The organism is Candidatus Desulfosporosinus nitrosoreducens (assembly GCF_030954495.1).
GTDB lineage: Bacteria > Bacillota > Desulfitobacteriia > Desulfitobacteriales > Desulfitobacteriaceae > Desulfosporosinus > Desulfosporosinus nitrosoreducens.
Genome location: NZ_JAVHUW010000047.1, coordinates 42,179 through 67,452, shown reverse-complemented (window position 1 = coordinate 67,452; position 25,274 = coordinate 42,179). Strand labels below are relative to the sequence as shown.

Here is a 25,274-nt window from a genome sequence, read left to right as displayed (position 1 = left end):
AAACTCCCGGCAAATTTTTAACGAACAGCAAACAGGATGTCAACCAGTTCCTGAGCTTCGTTAAGGAGCAAAGCGCGCTTCAGTCTCAAACAGCTTTCACACTGTCCACATAGCTGCTCCCCGCTTGCGTAACAGCTCCAGATTTTTTCCAAGGGCAGAGCGAGCCGCAATCCTTCCCGGACAATTTCCGCTTTGTCCAGCCTTGCGGTAGGGCTGGCAACCGTAACTTCATTTTGAGTTGAATAGTTAAAGCAACGATTAAGGGCCGTCATGAATTCTTGGCTGTTATCGGGAAAAGTAGCCGCTTCCTCCCGGTTGAAACCAGTGATTAGCGTCGTCGCTTCGCCCATATTTTCCGCAAAAACCGCAGCGATGTTCAAAAAAAGGCCATTGCGGTTCGGAACCCAAACCTGCTGGGCAGTGGCGCGGGCCTCCCCTGCCACATCGTCCAGTTTTTCATACTCCGGGAGCGGCAGTTCATGGGAATGATTGACCAGAGCCGAATGGGTCTGCTCCTGAAGAAAGGGCAGAGACACTACCCGGTGCGGAATACCGTAATGTTGCGCAATCTGGCGCGAAGCGGCAATTTCTTTAGCCCTGGCCCTTTGCCCATAGTCAAAGGTTAGGGCTAGATCTATGGAGGAAGTTTCTAAATAAAGGGCCAGAGACACCGCCGAATCTAACCCGCCCGATAGTAAAACGATAGCAGCCAAACGTCAGTCCTCCCTATAAATTGCCCAAGCATCAGGAGACTCGAAGACCTTCACCCAGGCTAAACGCTTTTCTTTTAAATTAAAGTTTCTTTGGAAATCAGCAAACAAATATTGCGCTAAGCCTTCCGCCGTCGGGTTAACCCCTTCCGCGCCAAAGGCCGGCAGATCGTTAAGCAAGCGATGATCTAAAACATCCAAAGTTTGGCGAATGGTTTTTTTAACCTCACTAAAATCTACCAACATCCCTAATTGATCTAATTCATTTCCCTCAATACAAACAACAATATCCCAACGGTGGCCATGCAAATTGGCACACTTGCCATTATAACCGCGAATAAAGTGGGCAGCATCGAAATGCATCTGAACACATACCTGAAACATCTTAAACTCCTTATTTGACATATTACTATTTATATTAACATTTTTATCAGTAAAAGAAAAATGGAAATAAAGAAAACCGCTACTTAAAAAGCATTCTCTTCCCACGCAACAACTGTGAAAAGAGAATGCTTAAGTTTCTTTATTGTTCAGGCCAATTTAAGGGCCTTGTTATAACAATCGATAGCCGTATCATATTGATCCATTTGATCGTATACATTCCCCAGTAAAGCCCAACCGGCCGAATGCTGGGGATCGATTGCGACAAGTTGATTCAGAGACTGAATACTTTCCTGCCAGTTTCCTTTGCGGGTCAGGCAGACGCTTAAATTGTAGAGAATAAGCGGATGATCAGGGCTTAGTTCCAAAGCCTGCCTGTAATACTCGGCGGCCTTTCTCGTGCGTCCCTGATGCACAAGGGTAAAGGCTAAATTGTTGAGTAAAATGGGGTCCTTAGGATAGATTTTGATAGCTCGGTCCAGCAAAGCTATCGCTTCCTGAGTCTGGCCTTGATTTTGATAAACGGCCGCCAGGTTACTCAAGCAATCGTAATGGTCCGGCTCATACTTGAGAGTGAACTTGTAATATTGAATCCCCTTTTTGATCTGGCCGGTCTGAATATAGCAATAGGCTAACCTGGCGGCTAAATCCGGAGTCCCGCCATAGCGAAGGGAGCGGTCAAAGCTGGTGCAGGCATCGGACATTTGTTCCAGTTTTAAATGCATTTCAGCTTTCACTTCCCAATACTGGGACTCACGGGGCTTCAACTGACAACACCCCTGGAAGCAGCGCAAAGCTTCCAGGTAATCTTCGTGATAGGCATAAATGATCCCCAAACGGAAATAAGTTGCGGCATTCTTAGGCGCGGCGCGGCAGGAATTATCCAAGGCTTTGATTCCTTCCTGCCAATCTCCCATTTCCAAATGGCAATCAGCCAGGATATCCCAAAACTTAGCATTCTGCGGTTTTAATTTAAGGGCCTCTTCAATCATGCATTTGGCCTGGGGGATGAGAGCTTGTCCGAGATAACAGCGTGCCAGAAGACCGCATATTTCCGCCGACTCTTCATCATGATTTCTTTCCAGGTTTTCTAAATAATCCCGAGCTTCCTGAAAAGCTTGAACTTCAATCAAATGTTCAGCCTCTTTTAAGCGCGGCTTAACCGAGGCCTGGTTCAATAAATCTACCCATTCTTGGATAGCCAGATCTGTCTTCCCCAGCCAAAAATGCCATTTAGCTTGCAGAGAATTCACTAAATATGTTTTCCGAAGGAATGGCCTTTTTTGTTTGACGTTCGAGGCCAAAGGTACACCCATAGTCTCAGCCCCTTTTTTACTTATTTTTCCATTATATCATTCTCCTTTTTCCTGCCAACTCCTTCCAGGAAGCTTGAGAAATCGCACGCCAAATGCCTTGTATTTACGTGTTTATTCTTTAAATAGCGTGATATATTCTTTAGACCTCGTCAGATTAGCAAGGGCTAGTCAGGATTTTAAACATGATACTATTTAATTCTCAGAGATTAGTATTCTTCTCCTTAGTTATCTCAGTTATTTGCTAATAAACGCGAACAACGGATGCAGGCATTCTTTAATAATACTAAAATATGCCTGATCCGTCCCAAGCTTTTCCCTTATATTTCTTTTACTTCTCATTCTTCGAAAACTTGCCAAAGATAATTAAATTTTAAATATCAAGTTGGCAAACCAATTTCACAAAAAATCCGGAGGGAACCCCCTGAAATTTGCGCATACTGATTACAGCGACACTCGGCCGGTGCGGCTTGCGCGGGTGGCTGCCTTTTCCAGCTGCTGAAAGAAAGCAGGCTAACAAAATATACTTTTTGCTGAACTAAATACTAAAGAGGCGCTTATTGCGCCTCTTCACATTTCGAACAATATCCATAAAATTTAAGATCATGGTCTAAGACCTTGAAATGATTTCGTTTCATAATCACTGTTTCCAATGACTCCAATAAGTCGTCGTCAAATTCCGAAACATTCCCGCACCCCAGGCAAATGAGGTGATGATGATGGTGATGTTCGTCTTTGCGGCTGAATTCGTAGCGGCACCGGCCATCCCCAAAATCATTCTTCATTAAAACCCCAATCTCCGCTAAAATGTCTAAGGTTCGATAAACCGTAGCAAGACCGATTTCAGGATTTTCATTCTTAACCAGCATATATACTTCTTCCGCGCTTAGATGGCGATCAAGGTTTTCAACAAACATATGCAAAATTGTCTGCCGCTGAGGAGTTATCTTATATGAGTGATTGCGCAAAAGATTGCAGATATTTTCAAACGTTTTAAGATCTTCCACCCTGTACCCTCCTCCACATATTTCCTATTATAGGCCAAAGCGTTTAATTTGCAAAGTGGTTTTGAATATAATTATTAGCGGTCAAAGACTTCGTATACAGCAAACTTTAAATAATCTGTTTCTTCACTTCCCAAAAGAACGGGATGATCTTTACCTGCGCGGCGAAACTCAACAAGGCGCAAAATCTTATGAGCATCTGTTGCGGCCTCCTGAATCATTTGCAAAAACCGCGCGGCGCTTAGATGGTAAGAGCAGGAAGCGGTAACCAAAACGCCTCCGTCCCGCACTAATTTCATTCCTTGAAGATTAATTTCTTTATATCCCCTTAAGGCTCCTTCTAAAGCTTGACGATTTTTGGCAAAGGCCGGCGGGTCTAAAATAACAACATCCCAGGTCTTCTTTTCTTTAACCTGTTCTCTTAAAAAATCGAAAGCATTGGCGGCGATAAAGTCTGTGCGGTGCAGAAAACCATTGAGCAAAGCGTTTCGCTTAGCCATGGCGATAGCTTTTTCAGAGACATCCAGGCAAGTCACCTTTTTGGCGCCATACAAACAGGCGTGCAGCATAAAGGACCCGGTGTGCGCAAAGCAATCCAAAACTTCAGCACCATCCCAAAAAGGATTTTTTATTTCCTTTCCTTTCGCATCTCTGAGACAGCCCTCTTTGTCCTTGGTAATCCCATGCTTCGCTCCCCAGCCTGTCATTAAAGGTTTTAAGGCGGCCCGATTTTCACGTTGATCGAAAAAATAACCGGTTTTCTGTCCTTCAGCGACATCCACCATAACTTTTAAGCCGTTTTCCAGCAAGGTTACCTGGGTAGCAAAAGCCTCTCCTATAAAACCCGCTCTTTCCTCCAGGCCCTCCAACCGCCTGACCGCAACATCACTGCGTTCATAAATTCCCTGCGGATTAAAAACTTGCTTTAAGGCCTTTATGATCCAGGGACGCCGGACCTCCATCCCTAAGGCAAGAATTTGGACGACTAAAATTTCTTCATATTTGTCAACAATCAGGCCCGGCAGGAAATCTGCTTCTCCATGGACAACTCTGCAGGACGAAGCATCAGGCAAGAGCCATTGTCTCCGCCTCCAGGCCTGGCGGATTTTGGCCAGAAAAACCTCTTCATCGACAATTTTTTCGGAATAGGAAATAACTCGCAAGACTAATTGAGACGAAGGGTTGTAAAATCCCTGCGCCAGAAAATGTCCGTCATGATTCAAAATATGTACAATATCCCCACCTGATGGTTCCCCCTCAATTCCGGCAATCTCTCCGGGGTAAACCCAGGGATGTCCTTGTTCCAGCCTTCTCTTTCGATTCTTGATCAGAAAAGCCCGCGGCATAGACATGGTATCTTTCCTCACTTTCCAGAACTACCCTTAATTTAACTCATATGTCCTTAAAAATATACCGTGAAAACGAAAGAAAGGAAAGCTTTTACTTTCCTTTTCTTGCAAAGTTTATAAGATAGTTTCTACCAGCCCCTATAAGGGTAGGCGTAGGGATAAGGCGGGTAGGGCGGATAAACAGGATACGGAACATAGCGGGGCGCTGCCAAAGTTCCTAAGCCAAAACCCAAAGCAAAAGGTATAACTCCGAAAAACATCTCTATAGCACTCCTTCCTGGATGGGATAATCTACTATCCAGTATATGGCCTTTTTGGAAAAATGCTAAAGAAACTTGTTTGCTCCTCTAAACTCCGTTTTTAGCTTTGCCAACCACCGCAGACAGACAGCAGAAAAAAACCATCCCTTTTAGGATGGCCTGGGAAACAAGCGTTACGATAAACGATCTCTAAGAACCTCGACAACCTCTTCAGCACTTCGTCCGGCAGCGTTAATAACCGGCAGTTTAATAGGCCACTCGGGGGACAAACAATCCGTACCGTTGCCTTTAACTATAACAGCTTGAATATTATATAATGCTTCGCCTTCCAAAGGAGTCGTTTTAAAGCCTGCCGCATTAAGTGCCTGGGTCACATTAGTAAGCCCATCCTCGACCGCTACTAATTTGTACATTTTTTTCACCCTCTCCTCAAATTGTTTTTAGCTTCCCCATCTAAAATTTATCCTATCCTGAGCTGTAACTTCCTTAAAAAGTGTATTTTTCTTGATATTGGATTTGATAATCTACGGATAAATTCTCGTTGCTTATTTCTAACTGGGGCTTCAAATCGGGAAAAACTCCGGCCAGCGAGCACGTGAGAATTCCCTCAGTTTCCACAGTCAGATGAATACTATTCTTTTGAGGGGGAGTTCTTTGGATGAGGAGCGAATAGTTTCCGCCTGATTGACGAGTTCCAATTAATTGAATTTTTTTAGGCAGTTTGGACATAGGTAAGAATTCATCGGTTTTAACTTCAAAAGGATGCTCGCTGTCCAGTTTTAAACTCACTAAATAGGGTTCCTGCAGGTAACTCAGCTTAAAAGAAATATCCAGGATTCTTTGGGAACCTGAAGCTTTTTCTTCCACGGTAGAAACAACAGTTAGCGGCGGTTTAGCATTTTGCAGAGGAACAACGATACTCTTCCCTTCCTGTCCGCTTAAATCCTTAACCAATTGACTTGGCAGACGGTCATCCGCCAGAATATGCAGTTTCCCGTTCCGGCTTCCCGACCATTCCTCCCGCACAAGTACCGGTTGCGGATACTCTTTGGTGTAAGCGGGCACTAAACCTAAGGCTAGTATCAAGAGACCGGCCCCAACCAAAGCCGGGATTTTCAGATAAGCTAAGACTTTTTGACTGAGAGCAGACCTTTTTAAAGCGACATAACAGCAGGCCAGCAAAATTGGAATTAACAGCAACGAGTAAAGCCCTAAGAAAACGAACGGATACTTATGAATCGCCGCGTAAAAGCCTAACCATTGTTCGGAATTTAGTAATTCGTAATGCATCCGGTAGAGAAAATAAGGGCCAATCAAGGCTAGACTTATACTAGGTAAAAAGTAGAGCAAATCAAAACACAACAGCCAAAAAACAAAGGGAAAAGCCAGATCAATGCGCACAAGGGCTAAAGCGAGACTCCCTAACAAAAGCAGGAGTACACCGCAAAACCAATAAAGGTGAGGATCTCGTTTAAGCGGAAGTTTGGGAAACCAATTGGCCAGGAAAAGGATCAGAGTTAGAGCGATGCCGATACGCGCCAGCAGATAAACTTCAGGATGAGCAAAGTATAACATTTCAGTTTGTTTCAAGTGCTGCCAGAGAATCTCTCCTCCCCCGCTTACCCCGATAATAATTAAACTCAAAAAGAGGATAATTCCTAAGACCGATGGGACATCCTTCCAATTCAACTTGCGCCGGTTTTTACTATTTCTGATAAACCTGCCCAAAATCAAAACTGTCCCTAAAAAAACCAGAATAATCAGCGCTCGAAGCCCATAGCTGGGCAAAACAAAGACATTTTCCCCCATTTGAAACGTCAGGTACAACTCATCCCAGACTTGCGGCCCTACTTTATGCATGGCCACCCGGCTTACCAACCCTTGAGCAAAATCCCCAACTGTTTGCATGTCTGCCAAAGAAACTTGGTCCAAACGGTCTTCAGGTCTGTGAAAATAGCCGGCTGACCTCCCATAAATACCCAAGCCAAGGGCGGGGATACCTTCATCCAGGAAGGAACTGAAGTCACTTGACCCACCTTGAGAGCTACCCCGGGTCATCAGGGTAAAATCCCGGCTTATATGAAAAGGAATGTGACTTTCTTTAGCCAGGACAGAGACTTGCTTAAGCAGTTCCGGGGGAGCGGATAGTTTTCCGGCCACATCGATTTCCAGGGGAGTCCCTACCATATCGACATTAAGCATCCATTCTACGGCTGACAGGTCGGCTTGGGAGGTATAAAATTTCGAACCTACCAGCCCATTTTCTTCGGCGCCGAAAAAAACCAATTGATACGTTTTTTGATGAGGCTCCTTACTTAAAACTCTGGCCAGTTCAAGCAAAACTCCCACACCCGAAGCGTTGTCCACGGCTCCGGGAACATTCATTGTGGCCGTGTCGTAATGAGCGCCGATAACCACCGTATTCGGCAGTGTTCCCGGCAGTTCGGCAATAATATTTTGACTGTTGATCAATTCGACTTGCTGTTCCGGCTGATTGGCATCGGCGTTCCGCACGATCACTTTACTAAAAGGCTGTTCCCGCACCTTCCAGCCATCCTGATTTAAAACATATTCGATATACTGCGCCGCCTTTAACTCCGCCTTGCTTCCGGCCGGACGAGGGCCAATTTTTTGAGCCAGATATCTGACATGCTCAAAAGCTTGAGTTGAGGAGAACTCTGCACCTGGTCCTTTAGAACGCGCGGGAGCTTGGGCTGTAAACGTTATGAGCCCCAGAATAACCGGCAAACCGATTATTATCAGCAAAGGTATAATTTTACTTGCCTTAACAAACTTCATAACCCCATGCCCTTTCCCAGAGTTAAACCCATTTGCCCATTCTTATGAAAAACTTCTCAGGGTTATGCCTTTCCAATCCTTTTAACCTTTCAGATACATGTGTTATAATGAAAACAATATTTTGGACCTTGGGAGAAATAAGTGACATGCCGAAGCGAAGTTTCTACTTAATTACGTCATTTTTTTTATTGCTCAGTTTACTGTTTTTAAACGGATGTACGATTAAAGTTCCTAAACCCTTTGCCAAACCTGCTCCAACTTCCAGTCTCTCCCCTGAGGCACTGTTTTTGGATAACGATGCCATTTATAACCGCACCTTGAGCCTGATCCAAGCAGCTCAGTCTTCCATCTATATTGAACAATTTGAGTTTGACGATCCCCGCCTTATTCAGCTCTTGCTTGATAAATCCCATGCAGGTCTTGATGTACGCATCCTGCTGGATCAATGGCAAAAGCCGAACTGGGCAACACTGGACCAATTAAAAAGTCAAAATGTTTCCGTTCAGTATTATCCGGCGCAAAAGGGACAAAGCGATCATGCGAAACTCTTAATTGTTGACCAGGACAAAGCGCTTATCTCCGGACCTTCATGGACCGCCAAAGGGTTTCAAGCTCACGACCTGGCAATAGAACTGTCCGGGAAATCGGCCTGGAAAGCCGCAAGCCTCTACTCTAAAGATTGGGAGTTCACAACAACCTTTCCTTTAAATGTGCCAAAAACCACAACTCTTCCTGAGGACAACATTACCCTGGCCACCAACGCCAATGTAAAGCAACAGCTGCTCGAACAGATTTCCAGCAGCACTAAATCAATTTGGATCGAGAACTCGGAGATTACCGAACCGGATGTGGTTCAAGCCCTGCTTGATGCCGCCGGAAAAGGACGCGATGTTCGAATTATCGTTGATTCCAGTGTGGCCACACAAACACCCGTTACCTTGGAAAAGCTAAAAGCGAGCGGGAAGATAACCATTCGCTACTATCCCCAGCAAACATCCCTGGGAATTCGTCTGGCGATTATTGACGGCAGCTCCTTCCTGATGAGCAGCTCCGAGTGGACACGCTATTGTTTCGTAGTCGATCACGAGCTTTCCATTACCGTACCTTCACCTGCCGCCTCGGCGAAATTAACCCAAATGTTTCAGCAGGATTGGGAAAAGAGCAAACCCTGATCTATCAAGAAGACTTGATTCAGGCGGAGTTTTAACCCCCTCTGAAGCTTAGTCGCACTTATACGGGAACCAATCCGCGCTAAGACTCCGCGCTTGCCAAAGCGGGAGTCTCAGCGCGGATTAGCCGGCGGATAAAATCTAATCGCCATAAAAAAAGCCACCCTAGCAGAGCCGGGTGGCTTTTTTAACGTATACGTCCTAACGTATACGTCCCCTGGATAATGATGATTATAAATCTATGTTTTCCAAGTGCTGACAATCTCCTACCAGCTCCGGCTTCCATTCCTGACCATCGACTGCAAAAATATTCAAAGCAGTATTGTGCTGCCAAGGGGTTTGAGCCCAATCACAAATCTCCAAGCCTAAAGCCTTCGTCACTAAAAGTTTCAGGGTTAAACCATGGGTGACTAAGCAAACAGTTTCCCCCGCATGAGTCCTAATAATCTGTTGTAAAAAATCCCAGGAGCGCTTAAGTACCATTTCCATGTTTTCGCCATTGGGGGCCGTCACCAAATGAGGAGAAACATCCCAAACCTGGAAAACCTCCGGATAGGTCTCCCGCAACTCACCCCAGACCTGCCCTTCCCAATCGCCAAAGGAAAATTCCCGCAAAGCCGGGTTTACATGCAAAGCAGCCAAACTAAGCGCCCGCCTGATCTCATCCGCCGTTCCCCGGGCCCTGGGAGCGTCGCTGGAGTATATGTGCTGAATCCCTTCGTTCTTAAGTCTATGAGCTAGAGAACGAGCCTGAAGCAAGCCTTTTTCCGTAAGCGGAGAATCCAGCCGCCCCTGCACACGTCCCTCAATGTTCCATAAGGTCTGACCATGACGAGTTAAAATTATCTTAGTCATAAACACACCCCTTAATAATAACAAGGGTAGGAACTTCTCCCTACCCTCCCCCAACTTGCCGTAAGACTTCAGGTTTCTGACCCCGCTTTCGCAGGTGGGCACCTAGTCCATGCTTTCCAACTTCCCTAGTCAAAGGGCTTGCTGTACTAACATGGCATTTGATTCCCGTGTCACTTAATAGGATCAAAACCATGATAATCTCTACGCACAAGGCAGGCTGTATTTTTATTATATCACCATAGGTAAAAAAAATCTCTAGCAAATGCTTGGAAATTATCGTTTTCGCACTTTATCCTCAATTTCCGCCAATCTATCCTGCAATAAAGCGATGGACATTTCCTGATTGCGTACACGGCGGCGAAGATGGTCGACAAGTTGCAAAAGCTCCAGAACGTTGTCTTTAATTCCGTCACAATCAGTTTGTCTCTCATCCTGCTCTAAATCTTCAGGGACCTGCTTTTCTCCGGAGGAAAGTTCCGCTGCATCCTCAGTCTTTTGCGGAGCTAAAAGGTAGCGAAAACGCGCGTACCTGGAATTTCGGCCAGGATTAACTTCCAGCACGCCATCTTCCGCCAAAGCTTGAATGGCACGTTTTAAGGTTACACTCGCAGCCCCCGTTTCTCTTTGAATATCTGAATATGCTAACTCGAAATCTTGCCCTTGATACATACTAGAAATCTTCTCAAAGAATTCCACAAATTTTCTATGCGTTTTTTCCTTTAATCTCAAAGCTGGTCCATCCTTCCACAATAATTATTGAATGGCTAAAGAATAATTTATATTATAGCAAATTTTAAACAAAAAGCCAGACAATAATTTGTTTTTAAATGTTAAGTTTTAATGAATTTATAAAAAAATCACTTATCCCCGTAAAGTTTTTGAATTACTCCGTCCGCTAATCCAAAAGTATGTTCCTCTGTTGGAAAACTGCCGTCTTTAACTTCTCGATTATAGGACTGAATCGCCTCAACAGCTTCGCGCCCCAATTGAGCATACTGTTTAACAAATTTTGGCTTAAAGCGCTCGAAAAGGCCTAAAATGTCATGGTAAACCAAAACTTGGCCATCACAATCCAGTCCGGCGCCAATTCCAATAGTAGGAATTGTCAGGCCGGAAGTAATGTGCCCCGCCAGCTGCCTTGGTATGGCCTCAAGCACCAGCAAGAAAGCACCTGCCTGCTCAATTGCCCGGGCATCCAGGGTCAATTGCTTGGCACTCTCCACATCCCGTCCCTGAACTTTAAAGCCGCCAAGCTGACCTGCTGTTTGAGGAGTAAGGCCAATATGTCCAACCACAGGTATGCCGATTCGAGTGAGGGCCTGCACAATAGGGGCCAGGGAACTCCCTCCTTCAAGTTTCACAGCATCTGCTCCGCCCTCTTTGATCAGCCTGCCCGCATTGGCCACAGCCAGGTCCAGGGAGGCATAACTCAGAAAGGGCATATCCGTAATCACAAAGGTTTGAGGTGCTCCGCGCCGCACGGCCTTCGTATGGTGGAGCATTTCCTCCATCGTCACCGGAACGGTTGAATCATACCCCAAAACCACCATACCTAAAGAATCCCCGACCAGGATTGTATCTACTTCAGCGGCTTCCACCAATTTAGCGGAAGGATAATCATAGGCTGTCAACATACTAATTTTCTCCCCGGCCTGTTTCATCCGTTCAAAATCAGGAATCGATTTTTTCATGACACAATTCCTCCCCAAATAATTATTATTGGCTTTATTTCAAGGTGTTGTCATACTCTTGGCAAATAAGGCATAGGTAGTTATCAATTAAAGGAGGGATACTATGGCTAAATCCTTTCAGTTAAATCTGATTTTAAAAGGAATTCTCCTGGCAACTGTCCTGGCACTGTTACTATCCCTACTCCTGGGCATCGTGCTTGCTTACACATCTCTTCCCGAATCGGATCTCTATCTTAACATTATCTTTGGCCTCAGCGTTTTCGTTGCATCCTTTATCACCGCCCACCAAGCCGGTACCAAAGGTTTATATTACGGACTCGCCGTCGGACTTGGCCTGGTTCTTGTCGTTCTGGTCCTGTCAGCGGTTCTCTGGTCTGATTCACCATCATGGTTGCGGATGGGGGAAAAAACAATAATAGCTTTAGTAGCGGGCGGAATCGGAGGAATTATTGGAGTGATGCTGCCGTAAACTCCGGAGGTTTTATATTCGTTGACGATTATAAATCTTGATTAAGAGAGGGAAGTCTCAGCTTAGAGATTTCCCTCTACTTTCTATTTCTTGATTGAAAATTCCTGCAATTAAAGTTTGGAAATATAAATATAAACCAAACTCTTTTCATTTAATCTTCCCGGATATACAATAACCTCAAGCAGAGAAAACCGAAGCAAGCCTTCGGCCAAACCAGACTCTCTGACAGTGACTGCAAAGGAGGCAGACTTTATGTGTGTCGAAAAAACTCCTTGGGAACAAGTTATTGATTTTCACGGACATACTTGTCCGCAAATTTCCCTGGGTTACAGGGTTGCCCAAATTGCCATGCGTGAATTGGGAATCAGGCCTACACCCGGCACGGAACTGATGGTGACGGCACAAACCCATTCCTGCGCTCTTGACGCTTTTCAAGTCTTAAACCATGCTACCTATGGCCGGGGAAGCTTAATCGTCAATGAGAAAAAACTTCACAGGTATCTCTTCGAATATTCCGGTACCCCGGTACGGGTAGAAATCTCCGTCCAGCCGGATATCGTCGAACATCTTGTCATTCCGGAGCATTTAAGTACGCGCGAAAAACAGAATGCGACTTTAGAAGCTATTCAATTTATCCTGGGCAGTGAAGAAACCGCCTTTTGCACGATTCAAAAGGGTTAAAAAGGGCTAATCTCAGCCTATTTCTCCAGCGCTGTCCCTTGTTTCCGATCTTTCCACACTCGCCAAAGCAATAACACCAGCGCAATGATAATTGCGGCCACACTGCTCCATTGCGCGGCCGTCCAATGAAACAGGAACCTGGGGCTGTCCCCTCTCAGTCCCTCCAGGAAAAGCCTCGAAAGATTATAAAGTATCACATAGAGCAGGAAGATCGTCCCCGACGGCCATTTGCAAAGTTTCAGGATCACCAGGATGGCAAAAATAATAACATCCGCTTGTCCTTCCCACACTTCAGCAGGCCAAAGGGGTTGATTGCCAAAGGTATCGCGCGCTATTGTCCCGACAGGATAGAGGATGCCGAAATCTCCGCCCGTTGGCCCGCCAAAAGCGTCGCCATTCATCAGATTGGCATCCCTGCCGATAGCTTGGGCAAGCATAAGACCGGGAGCCGCTAAATCCGCCAGGTCCCAGAAAGGTAACTTTTTGCGCCAAACATAGACTCCTCCCGCCAACAAGGCTCCAACCACGCCGCCTTGGATCGAAAGTCCTCCATGCCAGATGGCAATGATTTCTCCCGGATTTTTGCTGTAGAACGCCCAATCGAAAAAAAACACTTGCCAGATGCGCGCGCCCACTAAGCCTGAAAGAAGCAGAATAGGCGCTAAATCAAGCATAGTTTCCATGTATTCTTCGCGTTTTTCAGCTTTAACGAAGTAGAGGGTAACTCCGACTCCCAGAATGAAAGCTAAAGCGAAAAGCGTTCCGTAAGCGCGTATGGGAAAACTACCAATAAAAAACCAAAATTGATGCATTATGTTTCCTCCACTCGATTAAATTCCCGTTTTCCATATGTTGGGAAAATGTGGCCAAACTTCATTTTATTATATCCGTAATTTCTGAAGTTCTCAAGGGCCAGCCAGGTTTTGCGATTTTAAAGCATAGTGCTGAAAAATATGACAGATCCGATGTTTGCACCGGATCTGTTAAACTTTATAGGCTGTTTAGTTTTGCAAAAAAACGATCGTGTTTGTTGGAATCAGGTATCTCGGCCTCGCGTTCTTTTTTCCCCGCCGGTTTTTGAACCGTTAGGAAATACTTTGAGTGTTTCTTTTTACCTGTTAAGGCATCAGAATACAAGGTAACTATCAATGTAATAATTGCAATGAGCACCACTAACCATTGAAAGAGCATTATAAACACCTCCATTACCATTTTATGGCCTGAAGCAAGAATGTCAAGGGGTCATTTGCTTAAGTTTAACACTCTTCTACTCAAAGCTGGCGGAAAGCCGATCACCGGGGTGCAATATCGTCGTAAACTCAGCATCCCGACCATTAACTTGCAATTTCAAGCTCGTTCCGGGAGGCACTTCAGCGGGAAATTTGACAAAAGGCAGCAAATCCGAAAGAATAGGCATTTGCTTATATCCTTTGACTCTCAGCTCCATTCCATCTTCGAGCACTTGGCTCTTGGCGACCGGCCTGCCGTGAAAAAGGATCTCTGTGATTTGAGGCGGATACTCAATTTCTTCACCATTTAGGATAAAGGTCATCGGCCTTGGCTGGAGACAAAGCTCACCAACCGTCCGCCGCTGCAAATGGACCTCGATCAAATCTCCGTTCTTAATCGGACAATTGCCCTCAATAAGACTGCCATTTACCCAAATTTCCTGATTAAGAACCAGGACCCGCGCTTCCCCATTAATCTGAACCGTTAAGCTTTCGGGAGACAATACCGGCCTCTGCTGCAAGGCTTCCTTTTGTTGGAGAAGATCGCGCAGGTCATGATTGGGAATGTAAGTCAATTTATAACCGTCTTCGATCTTATCCGTTTTCTTTAAAAGACGGTTATCAAGCAGCACCTGGGGCAGGTACTCTTCGCGCTGACCGTTCCAGGAAATCCATTTACCCTCGTAAGGGGGCAGAATTTCCTCCACCGTTGCCTGGGCGTTTTTCCCCGACACACCCGGCATAAATTGAATATGATCGCCATCCTGCAAAGTCTGCTCGAACCTGCCCGGCTGAGAGTTCACGGTTAATTGCGCCGGGGTACCCATTGATCCTTTGATCATACGCATATCCTGATTCCATTCAAAGGTCAAAGCGGCCCCGGGTTTCCCGACAAAAGAACGGGGAGGTATGCCGGCGGCCAGCAGGGCCTCGGCAACTGTCGTTAACTGTACTTCAAAAATTGGGATCGGCATCTCGTTTACCGTTACGGTATAGTACTGCAGCCCGGTTCCTTCAAGGGCTGAAATCCCGATCCCAATCGGAGTTATACTTTCCGGTCCCTTAACCCCTTTTTCTCCTTGAACGTCTCCCAAGCGCTCCCTCACCTGAATACCTATCCGCTTTGGGGAAATACCCAATGTTTCAGAGAGCTTTTCCGGCAGCATCGGCGTAAGACTTCCTCCGCCAATCAAGATGATCGCCTGGGGGACAGTCTGATTCAATTTAAGAATTTCCTTGGCAATATTCTCCGCCAATTTATTAACCGTCGCTTGAATAACCGCTAAAACTTCTTCCTTTTTGGCGACGATCTTTGTCCCCAAAAAATCGGTAAACTTGAGCTGAGTCTTACTATTTATATCGCGCTTGATCTTCTCTCCTACCTTAAAGTCAAGCAGATAGTGCTCACAAATTGCCTCTGTGACCTCGTCCCCGGCCATAGGCACCATGCCATAGGCAAAAAAAGAGCCTTCACGTGTCAGGGCAATGTCAGCCGTTCCCGCACCTACGTCAACGAGAGCCAGATTAAGGCGCCGCATATTATGCGGAATCGCGGCCTGGCCCGCCGCTATGGGCTCTAAAGTCAGGCTTGTCATTTCCAGCCCGACGTTGCCAAGTACGGCTACCAAACCATCCACCACCGTCCTCGGCAGGAAAGTGGCAATCACCGACACTCTGGCCTTTTTGCCACGTTGCCCGATAAGATTGGAAATTTCCTCTTCTTCATTCCAGCGGGCAATGGTACTGTAGCCAACGCAATGATAATCATCCGCATTGTTCTCCGTCGCTGCTTGAAGCTGACGCAGGGCTTGATGAACTGCTTCCAGTTCCAGGGCCAGGATGTCTTCCCGTTCCCAGCGCACAGGAAACAGCTCATGGCGCTCAGCGCCGGCAACTTCCGTGCGCAAAGCCCGGCCCGCAGCGGCAACGGCCACTTGCTTTAAAGTAAGGTCCAATTTTTTCTCAAGAATTTCCTTAACTATGGTCACCGCTCTGGCTACTTCATTCACGTCGTGAACCTGCCCGTCATACATGGCCCGTTGACGGTGTTCGGTGTGAGCGCTTGCCAGAATCTCGTACCCCTGATCCTCGTTTTTGGTCATCACCAAGCCCATGACCATTCGAGTTCCTATATCTAAGGCAAAAATCGGTTCCACTCGTTTCACCTCTTTAGGAATAAATTCGACCTTAATATCTAAAATCCTTCTCTAAACTAAGACATAAACAAACCTCTACTTACCCCGCTGAGATAACGTAGAGGTTTGTTTTAAAATCACACAATTACACAGTAAAATTACATAGTTGGGGTTAATACGTATTTTTCTTGACCATACTTCTCTATGTCCTGTTTCTTTCTCTCATAGCCTGCGCGTCCCATTAAAGCGTAAGTGCCGTTTTTTCCTTCCTCCACACCCGGCTGATCAAAGGCATTGATGTTCAGCAGCTCACCCATATAAGCAGTCTCCCATTCCAGCAGCAGCAACAGTTGGCCGACGGCATGAGCATTTAACGCCGAAAGAATGATTTTCTGATGCTGCCGCCCCGCTAAAGTAAGCGCGTACTCCGTCGCTTTTTGTTCCGCAAACAGCAGTTCCTCTAACGTGCGGCCTCCCAAAAATTGAATATCCTCCGGCAAATCACGGTCGATAGGGATCTCCTGACTGAACTTAAATTTATCGAGGGTTACAAAAGTGACTGTCTTGTCGTCGGGCCCTTCAGTGTACAATTGGACTTGAGAATGCTGGTCTGTCACGCCCAAAGCCTTCACAGGGGTTTGCCCCAGAGAGACCACCTCTCCCCCGCGATTCCGGCGTTTTCCCAAGCTTTCAGCCCACAACTGAGCATACCAATCGGCCATCGTTTTCAGACCGTCCACATAAGGCATAAAGACTGAAATATTTTTTCCTTTTTGCCAGGAAAGATAAGCTAGAGCTGCCTTTAATTGCGCCGGATTGGTAAACACATCTCTCGCTTCTCGAATCCACTGGTCCATTTCCCAGGCTCCTGCCAAAAGTTCCTCGACATCAATCCCGCAAATAGCTGCCGCCAGCAGCCCAACCGGAGTCAATTCAGAAAAGCGGCCTCCAATGCCCCGGGGAATGACAAAACGTTTAAACCCTTCCTTGAGGGCAATCGGCAAAAGATTGCCCTTTTCCTGATCCGTTGTCACCACAATATGCTCCGCATAGCTTTCTCCGCAAAGACGGCGCAAATTGTCGCGGACAATCAGGAATTGGGCCATCGTCTCCGCAGTATTGCCTGATTTGGAAATCACATTAAACAAGGTTTTGCCGGGATCAAGGACTTGGCATAATTCCTGAAAACGGACGGGATCGATATTGTCCAGGACATAAAAGCGAGGCCGGTAAGAGCGGTTTTCCGCTGTTAACTCATTATAATAATAATGCTTCAAGGCTTGCTGAACAGCCAAAGGCCCAAGGGCAGAACCGCCAATCCCCAAAACAACAAAGTTTTCAAATCTAGAAGCGACCTGGTCGGCATAAGCCTTTATTTCTGGAAGCTGGGTCTGCATCTCAGGCAGAAGCTTGGAAAAATCCAGTTTCCCTGTCTCCCGCAAGACCGCGAGGGCGGCCTCTGCCTTGTCCAATAAAGGCTGAAGTCCTTGTAATTCTTTTTTCAGGAGTCCTTTAGGGTTTTGGTCCGAATGCATCATCCCCGTATAATCTATCGTCAGTTTAGATTTATTAAGCGACATCATAAAAACCCCCACCTTTCAGAAATTTAAGGCCTTATGACTTATGGACTAGATCGAAAGTTCATTGGCCAAATCATAAAGCTCGCGGTTAAGAGGCCGGCGGTTGCCATAAGCATCTTCAAGCGGGCGGGAAATTACGGTTTGATCAATGTAAGCAGTCATTCTATTCGTTTCCCCGGCTAAAATAATTTCGATGGCCTTTCCCCCCATGGCGGCGGCAATCACCGCGTCGAGAGCGCTGGGGTTGCCGCCGCGCTGCAAATGTCCAAGAACTGTGATCCGAGTCTCAAAGCCTGAACGAGCGTGCAGCTCCTCTCCAATTTTATAAGCGCTTCCTACCCCTTCGGCAACCAGAATAATACTGTGGTTTTTGCCTCTTTGATGGCCGCGTTTCAGTTTATCGCTGATCTCATCTAAGTCATAGGGAATTTCAGGTACCAAAATCGATTCCGCTCCACAAGCTAAACCCGCCTGCAAAGCAATGTTTCCGCAATTTCTTCCCATAACTTCCACAATAAATGTGCGCTCATGGGAGGAAGCTGTATCACGAATTTTGCCGACGGCATCCACCACCGTATTAACCGCCGTATCAAAGCCAATGGTCAATTCGGTTCCGGCAATGTCATTGTCAATAGTACCGGGAACCCCCACCAACTGAACTCCTTGAGCGGCAAGAGTTTGGGCGCCGCGAAAAGAGCCGTCTCCACCAATCACAACCAAGGCGTCAATCTCCAGCTTACGCAATTGAGCTAAAGCTTTCTGCTGACCGGCCAGGGTTTTCATTTCCTCGGAGCGGGCAGTTTTTAAGACAGTTCCGCCCCTTAAGACAATATCCGCCACAGAACCAATGCTCATCTCATGAATTTCACCATGAATTAGTCCTTCATACCCTCTGTTTATGCCAAAAACGTTTAGACCATGAAAAATTCCCTTACGGACGACGGCACGAACGGCGGCATTCATGCCGGGCGCATCTCCGCCGCTTGTAAGCACTCCAACTCTTTGAATCACTCCTGACATTGAATCACTCCTTCTCACTGTCTTTAAATTGATTGGCGATTTCCTGATAGCGTTGCTTTAATTCTTGATCCTGACTCAACTTTTCCTGCATTTTTTTATACGCTGTTATAATACTGGAATGGCGGCGATTAAAATAAGCCGCTATAGCCGGATAAGAAATCTTGCAGAGAGTTCGCATGGCGTAAATTGCCAGCTGACGGGCCTCATTAACGATCATCTTTTGTGTCGGTCCGAGTAATTCTTCAACAGAGAGATGCGCGGCTTGCGCTGTCGCCTGGAGAATATTCAGCGGGGTAAGGGCTTCACGTTGTGTTCTCACGTTTTCTTGCCAATAAGCCAGGAAACATTGTAAACTCAACTCGTCATTACGGCTTTCGGCAAACTCAATGAATTGATGTAAGACTTTTTTAGCGTCTGTAAGGTTTTCGGTTCGCTGAGCAATCAGTTCCGGAAGCAAATTGTCCATAAAGAGCTTCAAGCCGCGGGAATATTCTGCCACAAAACCTGCGATTTCATGATTTTGAGGCTGAGACAGAGGCAGAACAATGCCGCTTAAAAAGCGCGACATCAAGCGTTCGCCAAGAAAATCCAAATTCAAGGACTCTGCTTCCAGGGTCGCGACCATCTTCCCGCCATTATGGAGGATATATTCATAGGTATAATGGAGCTCTTCGAGGGTTTGCTTTTTACCTGCCAGACCTTGCAAGTCATCCATCAGCAGCAAGGGGGTCGTGCGATAGCGCTGTCTGAACTGAGAGAGCTTGCCTTCCTGGGAGGCGTAAGCATACTGACGGGAAAAAGCGGCGGCATTTGTCAAAATCCCCCCCTCCTTGAACCATTGGCGTTCCAGGTAATTCAGGAGAGTCGTTTTGCCAACGCCAAAAGGCCCATAGATAAGGACCATGTTTGAAGCTTTTTCCGGTCTATAGCTTTTCACAAGCCGCCAGGCCTTAATATTGAAGTCACTCAAAAACCAGTCCAAACACGATTCTCCTTTGCTCTCCTCTATAGATATCTATAAGATACGTGAAAATAACTATAATAATTCTAGCTAAAAGGCCAAAACCAGCGGAAAATAAACGCTTGATCAGGGCTATATCAGCCGGAGAAATTTCTTCACTCACTTATCTGATCCGGTTTCTGATTGAGCAAATACCTGTAACACTCCTCCGCTATGCTGGGAAGAGATTTATTGCGGCGAGTTAAAAGGTAAAACCCACGCTCAAGTTTAAAATCAGCAACGGTTATTTCAACCAAACCGAATTTTTCTCCGTGCTCAATGGCATGTCTGGATAAAAAGGAATAGCCTAATCCGGAACGTACGGAGTTTTTAACCCCCTCTGTACTTCCTACTTCCAGTACTACATTAAAATCATTCAAATCCAGCCCTCGTTTGACAAGGGCCTCTTCAAAAGCCCTGCGGTGGCCCGAGCCGCTTTCCCGCAGAACCATCGGACAGGCTTGCAGGGCGCGCAGATTCGTGCTAGGCTCCGAACAAAGCGGATGATCTTTGGCCGCCAATAAAACCAACTCGTCTTTCAGCCAATATTCGGAAGTCAGTTTTTCCGTATCAAAGACCGCTCCAACCACAGCAAAATCCACTTCGTGGGCCACAACCTTTTCCGCGATCTCCAGGCTGTCTCCGATCGTCAATTTAAAGGTTATATCCGGATATAGCTGGCGAAAAGAAGCTAAATAAGCCGGCAGCAGGTATTCCCCGGGAATGTGGGAAGCTCCGATATGTATTTTTCCGCTCATAACTCGTTCGGAGTTTCCGATTTCTTGTATCAAGTCAGCCCAGGCATCCAGGATATGTTTGGCATGCCGGTATAAGATCTCGCCTTCCTGAGTTAAAGCAAACCCCTTGCCTTTGCGATAAAGCAGCTTAACTCCCAGCTTCTCTTCGAGCGCCCGCATTTGATTGGAAACGGCCGGCTGGCTTATCTCCAGTTTGCGGGCGACAACCGTAAAACTCTGTTCCTCTACAACCTGAGCATATAAACGCAGCAAATCGAACATAACACTATCTCCTCTTTAGAGGGAAAAAGAGGGCCGGGCCCTCCCTTTCCGCTATAGTGCAAATTACCCGACCGAGAAAGGCTCCTAGAGAGTTACCTTTTTCATTCTTTGGTCTTCTGCAGGCTTGTCTGCCCGATCCCTCGGCACGTTGACAATACGGTCAACTTCCTCCATACCTTCAATGACTTTTCCGAAGGAAGCATATTGCCCGTCCAAATGAGTCGCAGCTTTGACTACAATAAAGAATTGAGAACTGGCCGAATTCGGGTTGGAGGTACGGGCCATGGAGATAACGCCACGGTCATGCCGCAAATCGTTTTTAACGCCATTAGCCGTGAACTCTCCCCGAATCGTTTGCTTGCTTCCTCCCATACCGGTTCCATTGGGATCTCCCCCTTGAATCATAAAGGAAGGAATAACTCTATGGAAAATAAGACCGTCATAGAAACCTTCCGATACAAGAGTGACAAAGTTCTTGACCGTCTCCGGAGCTATGTCAGGATAGAGTTCAATTTTAATGATGTTGCCGTTTTCCATTTCAATGGTGACGATTGGATTTTTAGCTTGGTCTAAATCTTGAGTGCTTTCATTTGTCACGAGTGTGACCTCCTTTATGTTTTGGCTTATTTATCCTTTTAAATTATACCACTGCCGTTAACTTTCGGCTAATGCTTTGCCAAGCTCCCGCAGTCTGCGACGTTTGACATTTGCCAGTTCCTGTATTACACTCCTTATTGAAATAATATATCATTAAGGAGTGTGCCCCATGGTCCCCAAACGTTATTGCCTTTTACTGGTTCTTGCCCTTAGTTCCCTGATCTTACTTAACGGCTGCAGTCCCCAGGCTCCCGCAGCAACCGTTCAATCCCGAACCGTCGTGACAAGTATTTCTCCCCTGGCAGATCTGATACGCCAAGTGGGCGGGGACAAAATTAAAGTAATCAATCTCGTGCCTGCCGGAAGCGATCCTCATGAATTCGAACCTAAACCTGCCGATGTGCGCGAAGTTGCCGCTGCCAGCCTTTTTTTTGCCAACGGAGTGGGGGAAGAAGTCTATTTAAATAAAATTATCTCCAACGCTGCGAATCCTAACCTCCGTACCGTTGTTTTAGCCGACGGCCTGACCATTTTAGGTAAAGATCAAGGCGGAGAGGGCAATCCTCATCTCTGGCTTGATGTGGAAAATGCCAAACATTATGTTGAAACAATTCGCGATCAATTGGCGCAAACTTATCCTGAAGACAAACAATATTTTACACAAAACGCCGCCGCCTACCTTGCGGAACTGACGAACCTGGACCAGTGGATTCGAACCCAAATCTCCAGCCTTCCGCCCGAATCGCGCAAAATGGTCGTTCTGCACGACGCCTGGGTCTATTACGCCAAACAATATGGCCTGGTCTTTGTCCAGCCTTTGCTTCACACCGGTGAAGCCGAACCTTCTGCCAAAGACTATGCCGATCTCATTAAGCTGATTCGGGAGCAGAATATTCACGCCGTATTCAGCGAAGCGGGATTTAATCCCAAATTAGCACAGCAGCTGGCTGCCGAAACCGGCGTGAAATTTATAGATTCTCTTCACGATGATACTCTGGGAGATACGCCGGATTCCAATTCTTATATAGCGATGATGAAATCCAATACCACCGCTATTGTCTCGGCTCTAAAATAACGAATAAAGAGAGTAGGTTCCAAGCACATGTCCGATAACCATGTCATTGAATTTGACCACTTTTTCCTAAACTATGGTGAGCGTCAAATCCTTAATGATATTCACATCCGAATTCCTCAAGGTTCCTGCATTGGCATTATCGGGCCCAACGGCTCCGGCAAAACCTCTTTCCTCCGCAGCATCGTGGGACTGAACAAACCCACCCGGGGGAGTGTTAAGGTTTTCGGCGGAAAACCTCAGCGCTCCTGGCGCCGCCGGCACCAAATCGGCTATGTCCCCCAACTGAAATCCATCGATAAGGAATTTCCCATCTCAGTCTACGAGGTAGTCATGTTGGGACGCGTCGGCCGCCTTGGCCCGCTGCGTTTTGCCCGCAAAGAGGACCATCAGGTGGTGCAGGAATCTTTGCGGCGGGTGAAAATGCTTGAAATGTCCGCACGTCCCATCGGTCAGCTCTCAGGCGGGCAACAGCAGCGCGTTTTTATCGCCCGGGCACTGGCTCAGGAATCTAAGCTCCTGCTGCTTGACGAACCGGCAACAGGACTGGATATTCCCACTCAGCAGAGCATTTACGAGCTTCTTGAACTGCTGCACGAGGACGGTATTACAACCCTGACAACCACCCACGACCTCCTAGCCCTGGATTTTCACCATTTTGGGCGTATTTTATGCTTAAACGAGCGGATTATCGCCTTTGGTCCGCCAGAAAAGGTCCTGACACCGGAAATTTTAACCAAAACATTTTCGGGCCTTCCCTGGCCGCACCATCTTGGCGAAGAAGAGGCCCTGCCCGCCGCGAAGGAGGATTCCTGTCCATGCACTTGCTCTTAGATCCACTCCAATTCGCCTTTATGCAAAATGCTTTGCTAGGAACTGTGACAATAGGTATTTTATGCGCCGTGATTGGCAGCTTTGTGGTCCTGCTGCGCTTAGCCTTCATTGGCGAAGGATTGGCTCACGGCTCTCTTGCCGGACTGGCCATAGGTTACCTTATGCAGTGGGACCTTTACCTCACTGCCAATTTCTACACCATCGGCTTAGCTCTGCTGATCGGCTTAGTCCATGAAAAAGCCAAAGTCACTTTAGATACGGCTATCGGCATCTTATTTTCAGCGTCTATGGCTTTAGGGATCGCCCTGATCAGCAGCATGAAATTTTACACCACAGACCTCACGGGCTATTTATTTGGCTCCGTTTTAGCGATTACACCCTTTGACCTCAAGATTATTATCGGGGCAGCCCTTCTGATCTTACTGATTATTATGCTCTTCTACAAAGAATTTGTTTTTTATGCCTTTGACCCGGAAATGGCTGAAGTGGCCGGTCTGCCACGTACAAGACTGCATTATGCCATGCTGATCATGACCGCCGTGACCGTAGTTATTGCTTCTCAGACCGTTGGCATTATCCTGGTTACCGCACTTTTAATTATTCCCGCGGCCTCCGCTCAGCAATGGACACGTTCCTTAAAGAGACTTCTCCTGCTGGCAATTCTTTTCGGCTTAACCAGCGCCGTAATCGGACTGTATATTTCCTACTACTTCAATGTCGCCTCAGGCGCAAGTATTGCTTTGACTGCCGCCTTATTCTTTTTGATCAGTTTTCTTCTTTCCCCTCAGCGCCAATCCCTGCGCCGAAGCTTTGGTCTTAAGGAAAATAAGAAAACCTTGACCGGCGCCAAGTCCTAGCGCAGGCAACGGCCTAGTTACACCCCTGCTGTCAGCAAACATAGACGAAGTTATACCTTTCTGACAGTATAAAAATAAGCGGCTTTAACTACCGCTTCTATTTTAGGAGACAACACCATGAACTATGAAGAAATCCTTCGTGATATTCAACAGCAAGGCTATCGCCTCACCTCGGCCCGCAAACATGTCGTGGAAGTGCTTTGCCAAAACAGCGAATACCTCGGGGCCTACGATATTCATCACATTCTGGAACAAGCCAACATTCATGTCGGCATCGTTTCTATCTACCGTGTTCTGGAAATGCTCAGCAGCATCAACCTGATTGAAAAGGAAGAATTCAGGAGCGGCGGCGAACGTTTTTGCCTCGTCAGCTCTGCCAAACAACACGCCCATCAGCTTATCTGTACCAAATGCGGACAAAGCAAGGAATTAGGGGACTGTCCCATAAGAAACTTAGCCCAGACCATCGAATCTCAAAGCGGTTACCGTATCCGGAATCACTGGCTGCGCTTCTTCGGCCTCTGCCCTCATTGCCAGGCCGAGGAGCTCAAAGAAGAAGATCCGCCCTCAGTTTTCTAAGCCTGCTTTACCGCGTTTAAGACTATAGAGGTAGATCAAGAAGACGATTAAGGCGAGAATAATTCCCCCTCTGACTAGATAGCGATGCAAAATAAACGTAATTTTCTCCCAATGCTCACCTAAAATTCGACCGAGGGTAATAAAGGTAAAAGCCCAAAGAGTGGCCCCCGTTGCCGCCAGCACAGCATAACGGGCATAATTAAGTTTACTCATCCCGGAAAAATAGGCCGTAAAGTGGCGGAATCCCGGAAAAAAATAGCCAATCACGATGAGCCGATCTCCAAAGCGCTGAAACCAATGTTCAGCGCTTGTAATTTTTTTTGTATTGAAGTGCAGAAGGGGAGCAACTTTGTGGAGAAAAGAAATCCCTAAGGTTCGTCCAACCCAGTAGCTTAAATTCATGCCCGTGAAGCTGCCCAAAGAAGCAACTAAAAGGGTCTTGGCGAGATTCATTCGTCCCAGGGATATTTGAAAGCCGCTAAAAGCCATTAAAAATTCATCGGGCACAGGAATACCAACCATACCACCCGTAAGCAGTACAAATAAGCCGGCATAACGATAGTGAAAAATTATGCTCATCACATAGTGCTCTAATCCATGCATGCCTAGCCTACCTTTCTTTAAGCCATTTCCCCCCGAAACCCTTCGGATTCTTTACAGCGGCCTTAAAC

Annotated in this window: 27 protein-coding genes and 1 other RNA gene; 7 read left to right on the top strand and 21 right to left on the bottom strand. The window is 46.6% G+C overall.

The features are described 5' to 3' along the window. Positions 1-17: 17 nt before the first annotated feature. The 8 genes from queC to REC12_RS10280 form a co-directional block, all read right to left on the bottom strand. Complete coding sequence (gene queC / locus REC12_RS10315; protein WP_308894145.1) at positions 18-713, bottom strand: 7-cyano-7-deazaguanine synthase QueC; 696 nt, start codon at positions 711-713, stop codon at positions 18-20. A 3-nt stretch (positions 714-716) separates the two neighbouring features. Further along, entirely contained in the window at positions 717-1,094 is a 378-nt protein-coding gene (queD, locus tag REC12_RS10310) for a 6-carboxytetrahydropterin synthase QueD (RefSeq protein ID WP_308894143.1), read from the bottom strand. A gap of 146 nt (positions 1,095-1,240) precedes the next feature. Further along, positions 1,241-2,407, bottom strand: coding sequence for a tetratricopeptide repeat protein (locus REC12_RS10305; RefSeq protein ID WP_308894141.1), 1,167 nt, complete (start codon positions 2,405-2,407; stop codon positions 1,241-1,243). Positions 2,408-2,961: 554 nt separating this feature from the next. Further along, the gene (locus tag REC12_RS10300; RefSeq protein WP_308894139.1) at positions 2,962-3,411 is read right to left on the bottom strand and encodes a Fur family transcriptional regulator; all 450 of its coding nucleotides are present in this window, start codon (positions 3,409-3,411) and stop codon (positions 2,962-2,964) included. Between the two features lie 74 nt (positions 3,412-3,485). Then, positions 3,486-4,760, bottom strand: coding sequence for a class I SAM-dependent rRNA methyltransferase (locus tag REC12_RS10295; RefSeq protein WP_308894137.1), 1,275 nt, complete (start codon positions 4,758-4,760; stop codon positions 3,486-3,488). A gap of 125 nt (positions 4,761-4,885) precedes the next feature. Then, positions 4,886-5,017 carry a hypothetical protein gene (locus REC12_RS10290; protein ID WP_308894135.1) on the bottom strand — a complete coding sequence of 44 codons (132 nt, stop codon included), beginning with the start codon at positions 5,015-5,017 and terminating at the stop codon, positions 4,886-4,888. 173 nt (positions 5,018-5,190) lie between these two features. Continuing rightward, positions 5,191-5,430, bottom strand: coding sequence for a YkuS family protein (locus tag REC12_RS10285; RefSeq protein WP_308894133.1), 240 nt, complete (start codon positions 5,428-5,430; stop codon positions 5,191-5,193). Between the two features lie 73 nt (positions 5,431-5,503). Then, on the bottom strand, positions 5,504-7,816 hold the full coding sequence (locus REC12_RS10280; protein WP_308894131.1) for a M28 family metallopeptidase: 2,313 nt from the start codon (positions 7,814-7,816) through the stop codon (positions 5,504-5,506). Between the two features lie 146 nt (positions 7,817-7,962). Here REC12_RS10280 and REC12_RS10275 point away from each other — a divergent pair, with 146 nt between their 5' ends. Continuing rightward, a complete protein-coding gene (locus REC12_RS10275) occupies positions 7,963-8,988 on the top strand; it encodes a phospholipase D-like domain-containing protein (RefSeq protein WP_308894128.1) in 1,026 nt (341 codons plus the stop codon). 228 nt (positions 8,989-9,216) lie between these two features. On the opposite strand, the gene REC12_RS10270 is transcribed toward REC12_RS10275, so the two are convergent. The 4 genes from REC12_RS10270 to panB all read right to left on the bottom strand — a co-directional run bounded on the left by REC12_RS10270 (position 9,217) and on the right by panB (position 11,531). After that, on the bottom strand, positions 9,217-9,840 hold the full coding sequence (locus tag REC12_RS10270) for a histidine phosphatase family protein (protein WP_308894126.1): 624 nt from the start codon (positions 9,838-9,840) through the stop codon (positions 9,217-9,219). A gap of 43 nt (positions 9,841-9,883) precedes the next feature. Then, positions 9,884-10,062: non-coding RNA, 6S RNA (ssrS, locus tag REC12_RS10265), on the bottom strand. 51 nt (positions 10,063-10,113) lie between these two features. Next, positions 10,114-10,569, bottom strand: a complete 456-nt coding sequence (locus tag REC12_RS10260; RefSeq protein WP_308894124.1) for an IclR family transcriptional regulator — start codon at positions 10,567-10,569, stop codon at positions 10,114-10,116. A 128-nt stretch (positions 10,570-10,697) separates the two neighbouring features. Beyond that, the gene (gene panB / locus REC12_RS10255) at positions 10,698-11,531 is read right to left on the bottom strand and encodes a 3-methyl-2-oxobutanoate hydroxymethyltransferase (protein ID WP_308894122.1); all 834 of its coding nucleotides are present in this window, start codon (positions 11,529-11,531) and stop codon (positions 10,698-10,700) included. 103 nt (positions 11,532-11,634) lie between these two features. Here panB and REC12_RS10250 point away from each other — a divergent pair, with 103 nt between their 5' ends. Continuing rightward, positions 11,635-12,000 (top strand): TIGR04086 family membrane protein, encoded by a 366-nt coding sequence (locus REC12_RS10250; RefSeq protein WP_308894121.1) that lies wholly within the window; start codon positions 11,635-11,637, stop codon positions 11,998-12,000. A 252-nt stretch (positions 12,001-12,252) separates the two neighbouring features. After that, positions 12,253-12,681 carry an FmdE family protein gene (locus REC12_RS10245; protein WP_308894120.1) on the top strand — a complete coding sequence of 143 codons (429 nt, stop codon included), beginning with the start codon at positions 12,253-12,255 and terminating at the stop codon, positions 12,679-12,681. 17 nt (positions 12,682-12,698) lie between these two features. On the opposite strand, the gene lgt is transcribed toward REC12_RS10245, so the two are convergent. The 8 genes from lgt to REC12_RS10205 all read right to left on the bottom strand — a co-directional run bounded on the left by lgt (position 12,699) and on the right by REC12_RS10205 (position 21,261). Beyond that, positions 12,699-13,493 (bottom strand): prolipoprotein diacylglyceryl transferase, encoded by a 795-nt coding sequence (lgt, locus tag REC12_RS10240; protein WP_308894118.1) that lies wholly within the window; start codon positions 13,491-13,493, stop codon positions 12,699-12,701. Between the two features lie 178 nt (positions 13,494-13,671). After that, the gene (locus REC12_RS10235; protein WP_308894117.1) at positions 13,672-13,872 is read right to left on the bottom strand and encodes a hypothetical protein; all 201 of its coding nucleotides are present in this window, start codon (positions 13,870-13,872) and stop codon (positions 13,672-13,674) included. 76 nt (positions 13,873-13,948) lie between these two features. Next, positions 13,949-16,066 carry a cell division protein FtsA gene (locus REC12_RS10230; RefSeq protein WP_308894115.1) on the bottom strand — a complete coding sequence of 706 codons (2,118 nt, stop codon included), beginning with the start codon at positions 16,064-16,066 and terminating at the stop codon, positions 13,949-13,951. A gap of 137 nt (positions 16,067-16,203) precedes the next feature. Then, positions 16,204-17,628, bottom strand: a complete 1,425-nt coding sequence (locus REC12_RS10225) for a glucose-6-phosphate isomerase (RefSeq protein WP_308894113.1) — start codon at positions 17,626-17,628, stop codon at positions 16,204-16,206. Positions 17,629-17,673: 45 nt separating this feature from the next. Then, positions 17,674-18,645 carry a 6-phosphofructokinase gene (pfkA, locus tag REC12_RS10220; RefSeq protein WP_308894112.1) on the bottom strand — a complete coding sequence of 324 codons (972 nt, stop codon included), beginning with the start codon at positions 18,643-18,645 and terminating at the stop codon, positions 17,674-17,676. A gap of 4 nt (positions 18,646-18,649) precedes the next feature. Continuing rightward, positions 18,650-19,627, bottom strand: coding sequence for a DnaA/Hda family protein (locus tag REC12_RS10215; protein WP_308894111.1), 978 nt, complete (start codon positions 19,625-19,627; stop codon positions 18,650-18,652). 134 nt (positions 19,628-19,761) lie between these two features. Continuing rightward, on the bottom strand, positions 19,762-20,664 hold the full coding sequence (locus REC12_RS10210) for a selenium metabolism-associated LysR family transcriptional regulator (RefSeq protein WP_308894109.1): 903 nt from the start codon (positions 20,662-20,664) through the stop codon (positions 19,762-19,764). 84 nt (positions 20,665-20,748) lie between these two features. Continuing rightward, the gene (locus REC12_RS10205) at positions 20,749-21,261 is read right to left on the bottom strand and encodes a peptidylprolyl isomerase (protein ID WP_308894107.1); all 513 of its coding nucleotides are present in this window, start codon (positions 21,259-21,261) and stop codon (positions 20,749-20,751) included. 169 nt (positions 21,262-21,430) lie between these two features. Here REC12_RS10205 and REC12_RS10200 point away from each other — a divergent pair, with 169 nt between their 5' ends. From REC12_RS10200 to REC12_RS10185, 4 genes are all read left to right on the top strand, one after another. Next, positions 21,431-22,336, top strand: a complete 906-nt coding sequence (locus tag REC12_RS10200; RefSeq protein WP_308894105.1) for a metal ABC transporter substrate-binding protein — start codon at positions 21,431-21,433, stop codon at positions 22,334-22,336. A gap of 27 nt (positions 22,337-22,363) precedes the next feature. Beyond that, positions 22,364-23,167: a metal ABC transporter ATP-binding protein gene (locus REC12_RS10195; RefSeq protein ID WP_308894104.1), complete on the top strand. Its 804-nt coding sequence runs from the start codon at positions 22,364-22,366 to the stop codon at positions 23,165-23,167. Then, positions 23,152-24,024 carry a metal ABC transporter permease gene (locus tag REC12_RS10190; RefSeq protein ID WP_308894102.1) on the top strand — a complete coding sequence of 291 codons (873 nt, stop codon included), beginning with the start codon at positions 23,152-23,154 and terminating at the stop codon, positions 24,022-24,024. Before REC12_RS10195 ends, REC12_RS10190 begins: the two co-directional genes overlap by 16 nt. 117 nt (positions 24,025-24,141) lie before the next feature. Then, positions 24,142-24,603: a Fur family transcriptional regulator gene (locus REC12_RS10185; protein WP_308894100.1), complete on the top strand. Its 462-nt coding sequence runs from the start codon at positions 24,142-24,144 to the stop codon at positions 24,601-24,603. Here REC12_RS10185 and REC12_RS10180 read toward each other — a convergent pair. Then, positions 24,592-25,206: a DedA family protein gene (locus REC12_RS10180; RefSeq protein ID WP_308894098.1), complete on the bottom strand. Its 615-nt coding sequence runs from the start codon at positions 25,204-25,206 to the stop codon at positions 24,592-24,594. The genes REC12_RS10185 and REC12_RS10180 overlap by 12 nt on opposite strands. Positions 25,207-25,274 lie beyond the last annotated feature (68 nt).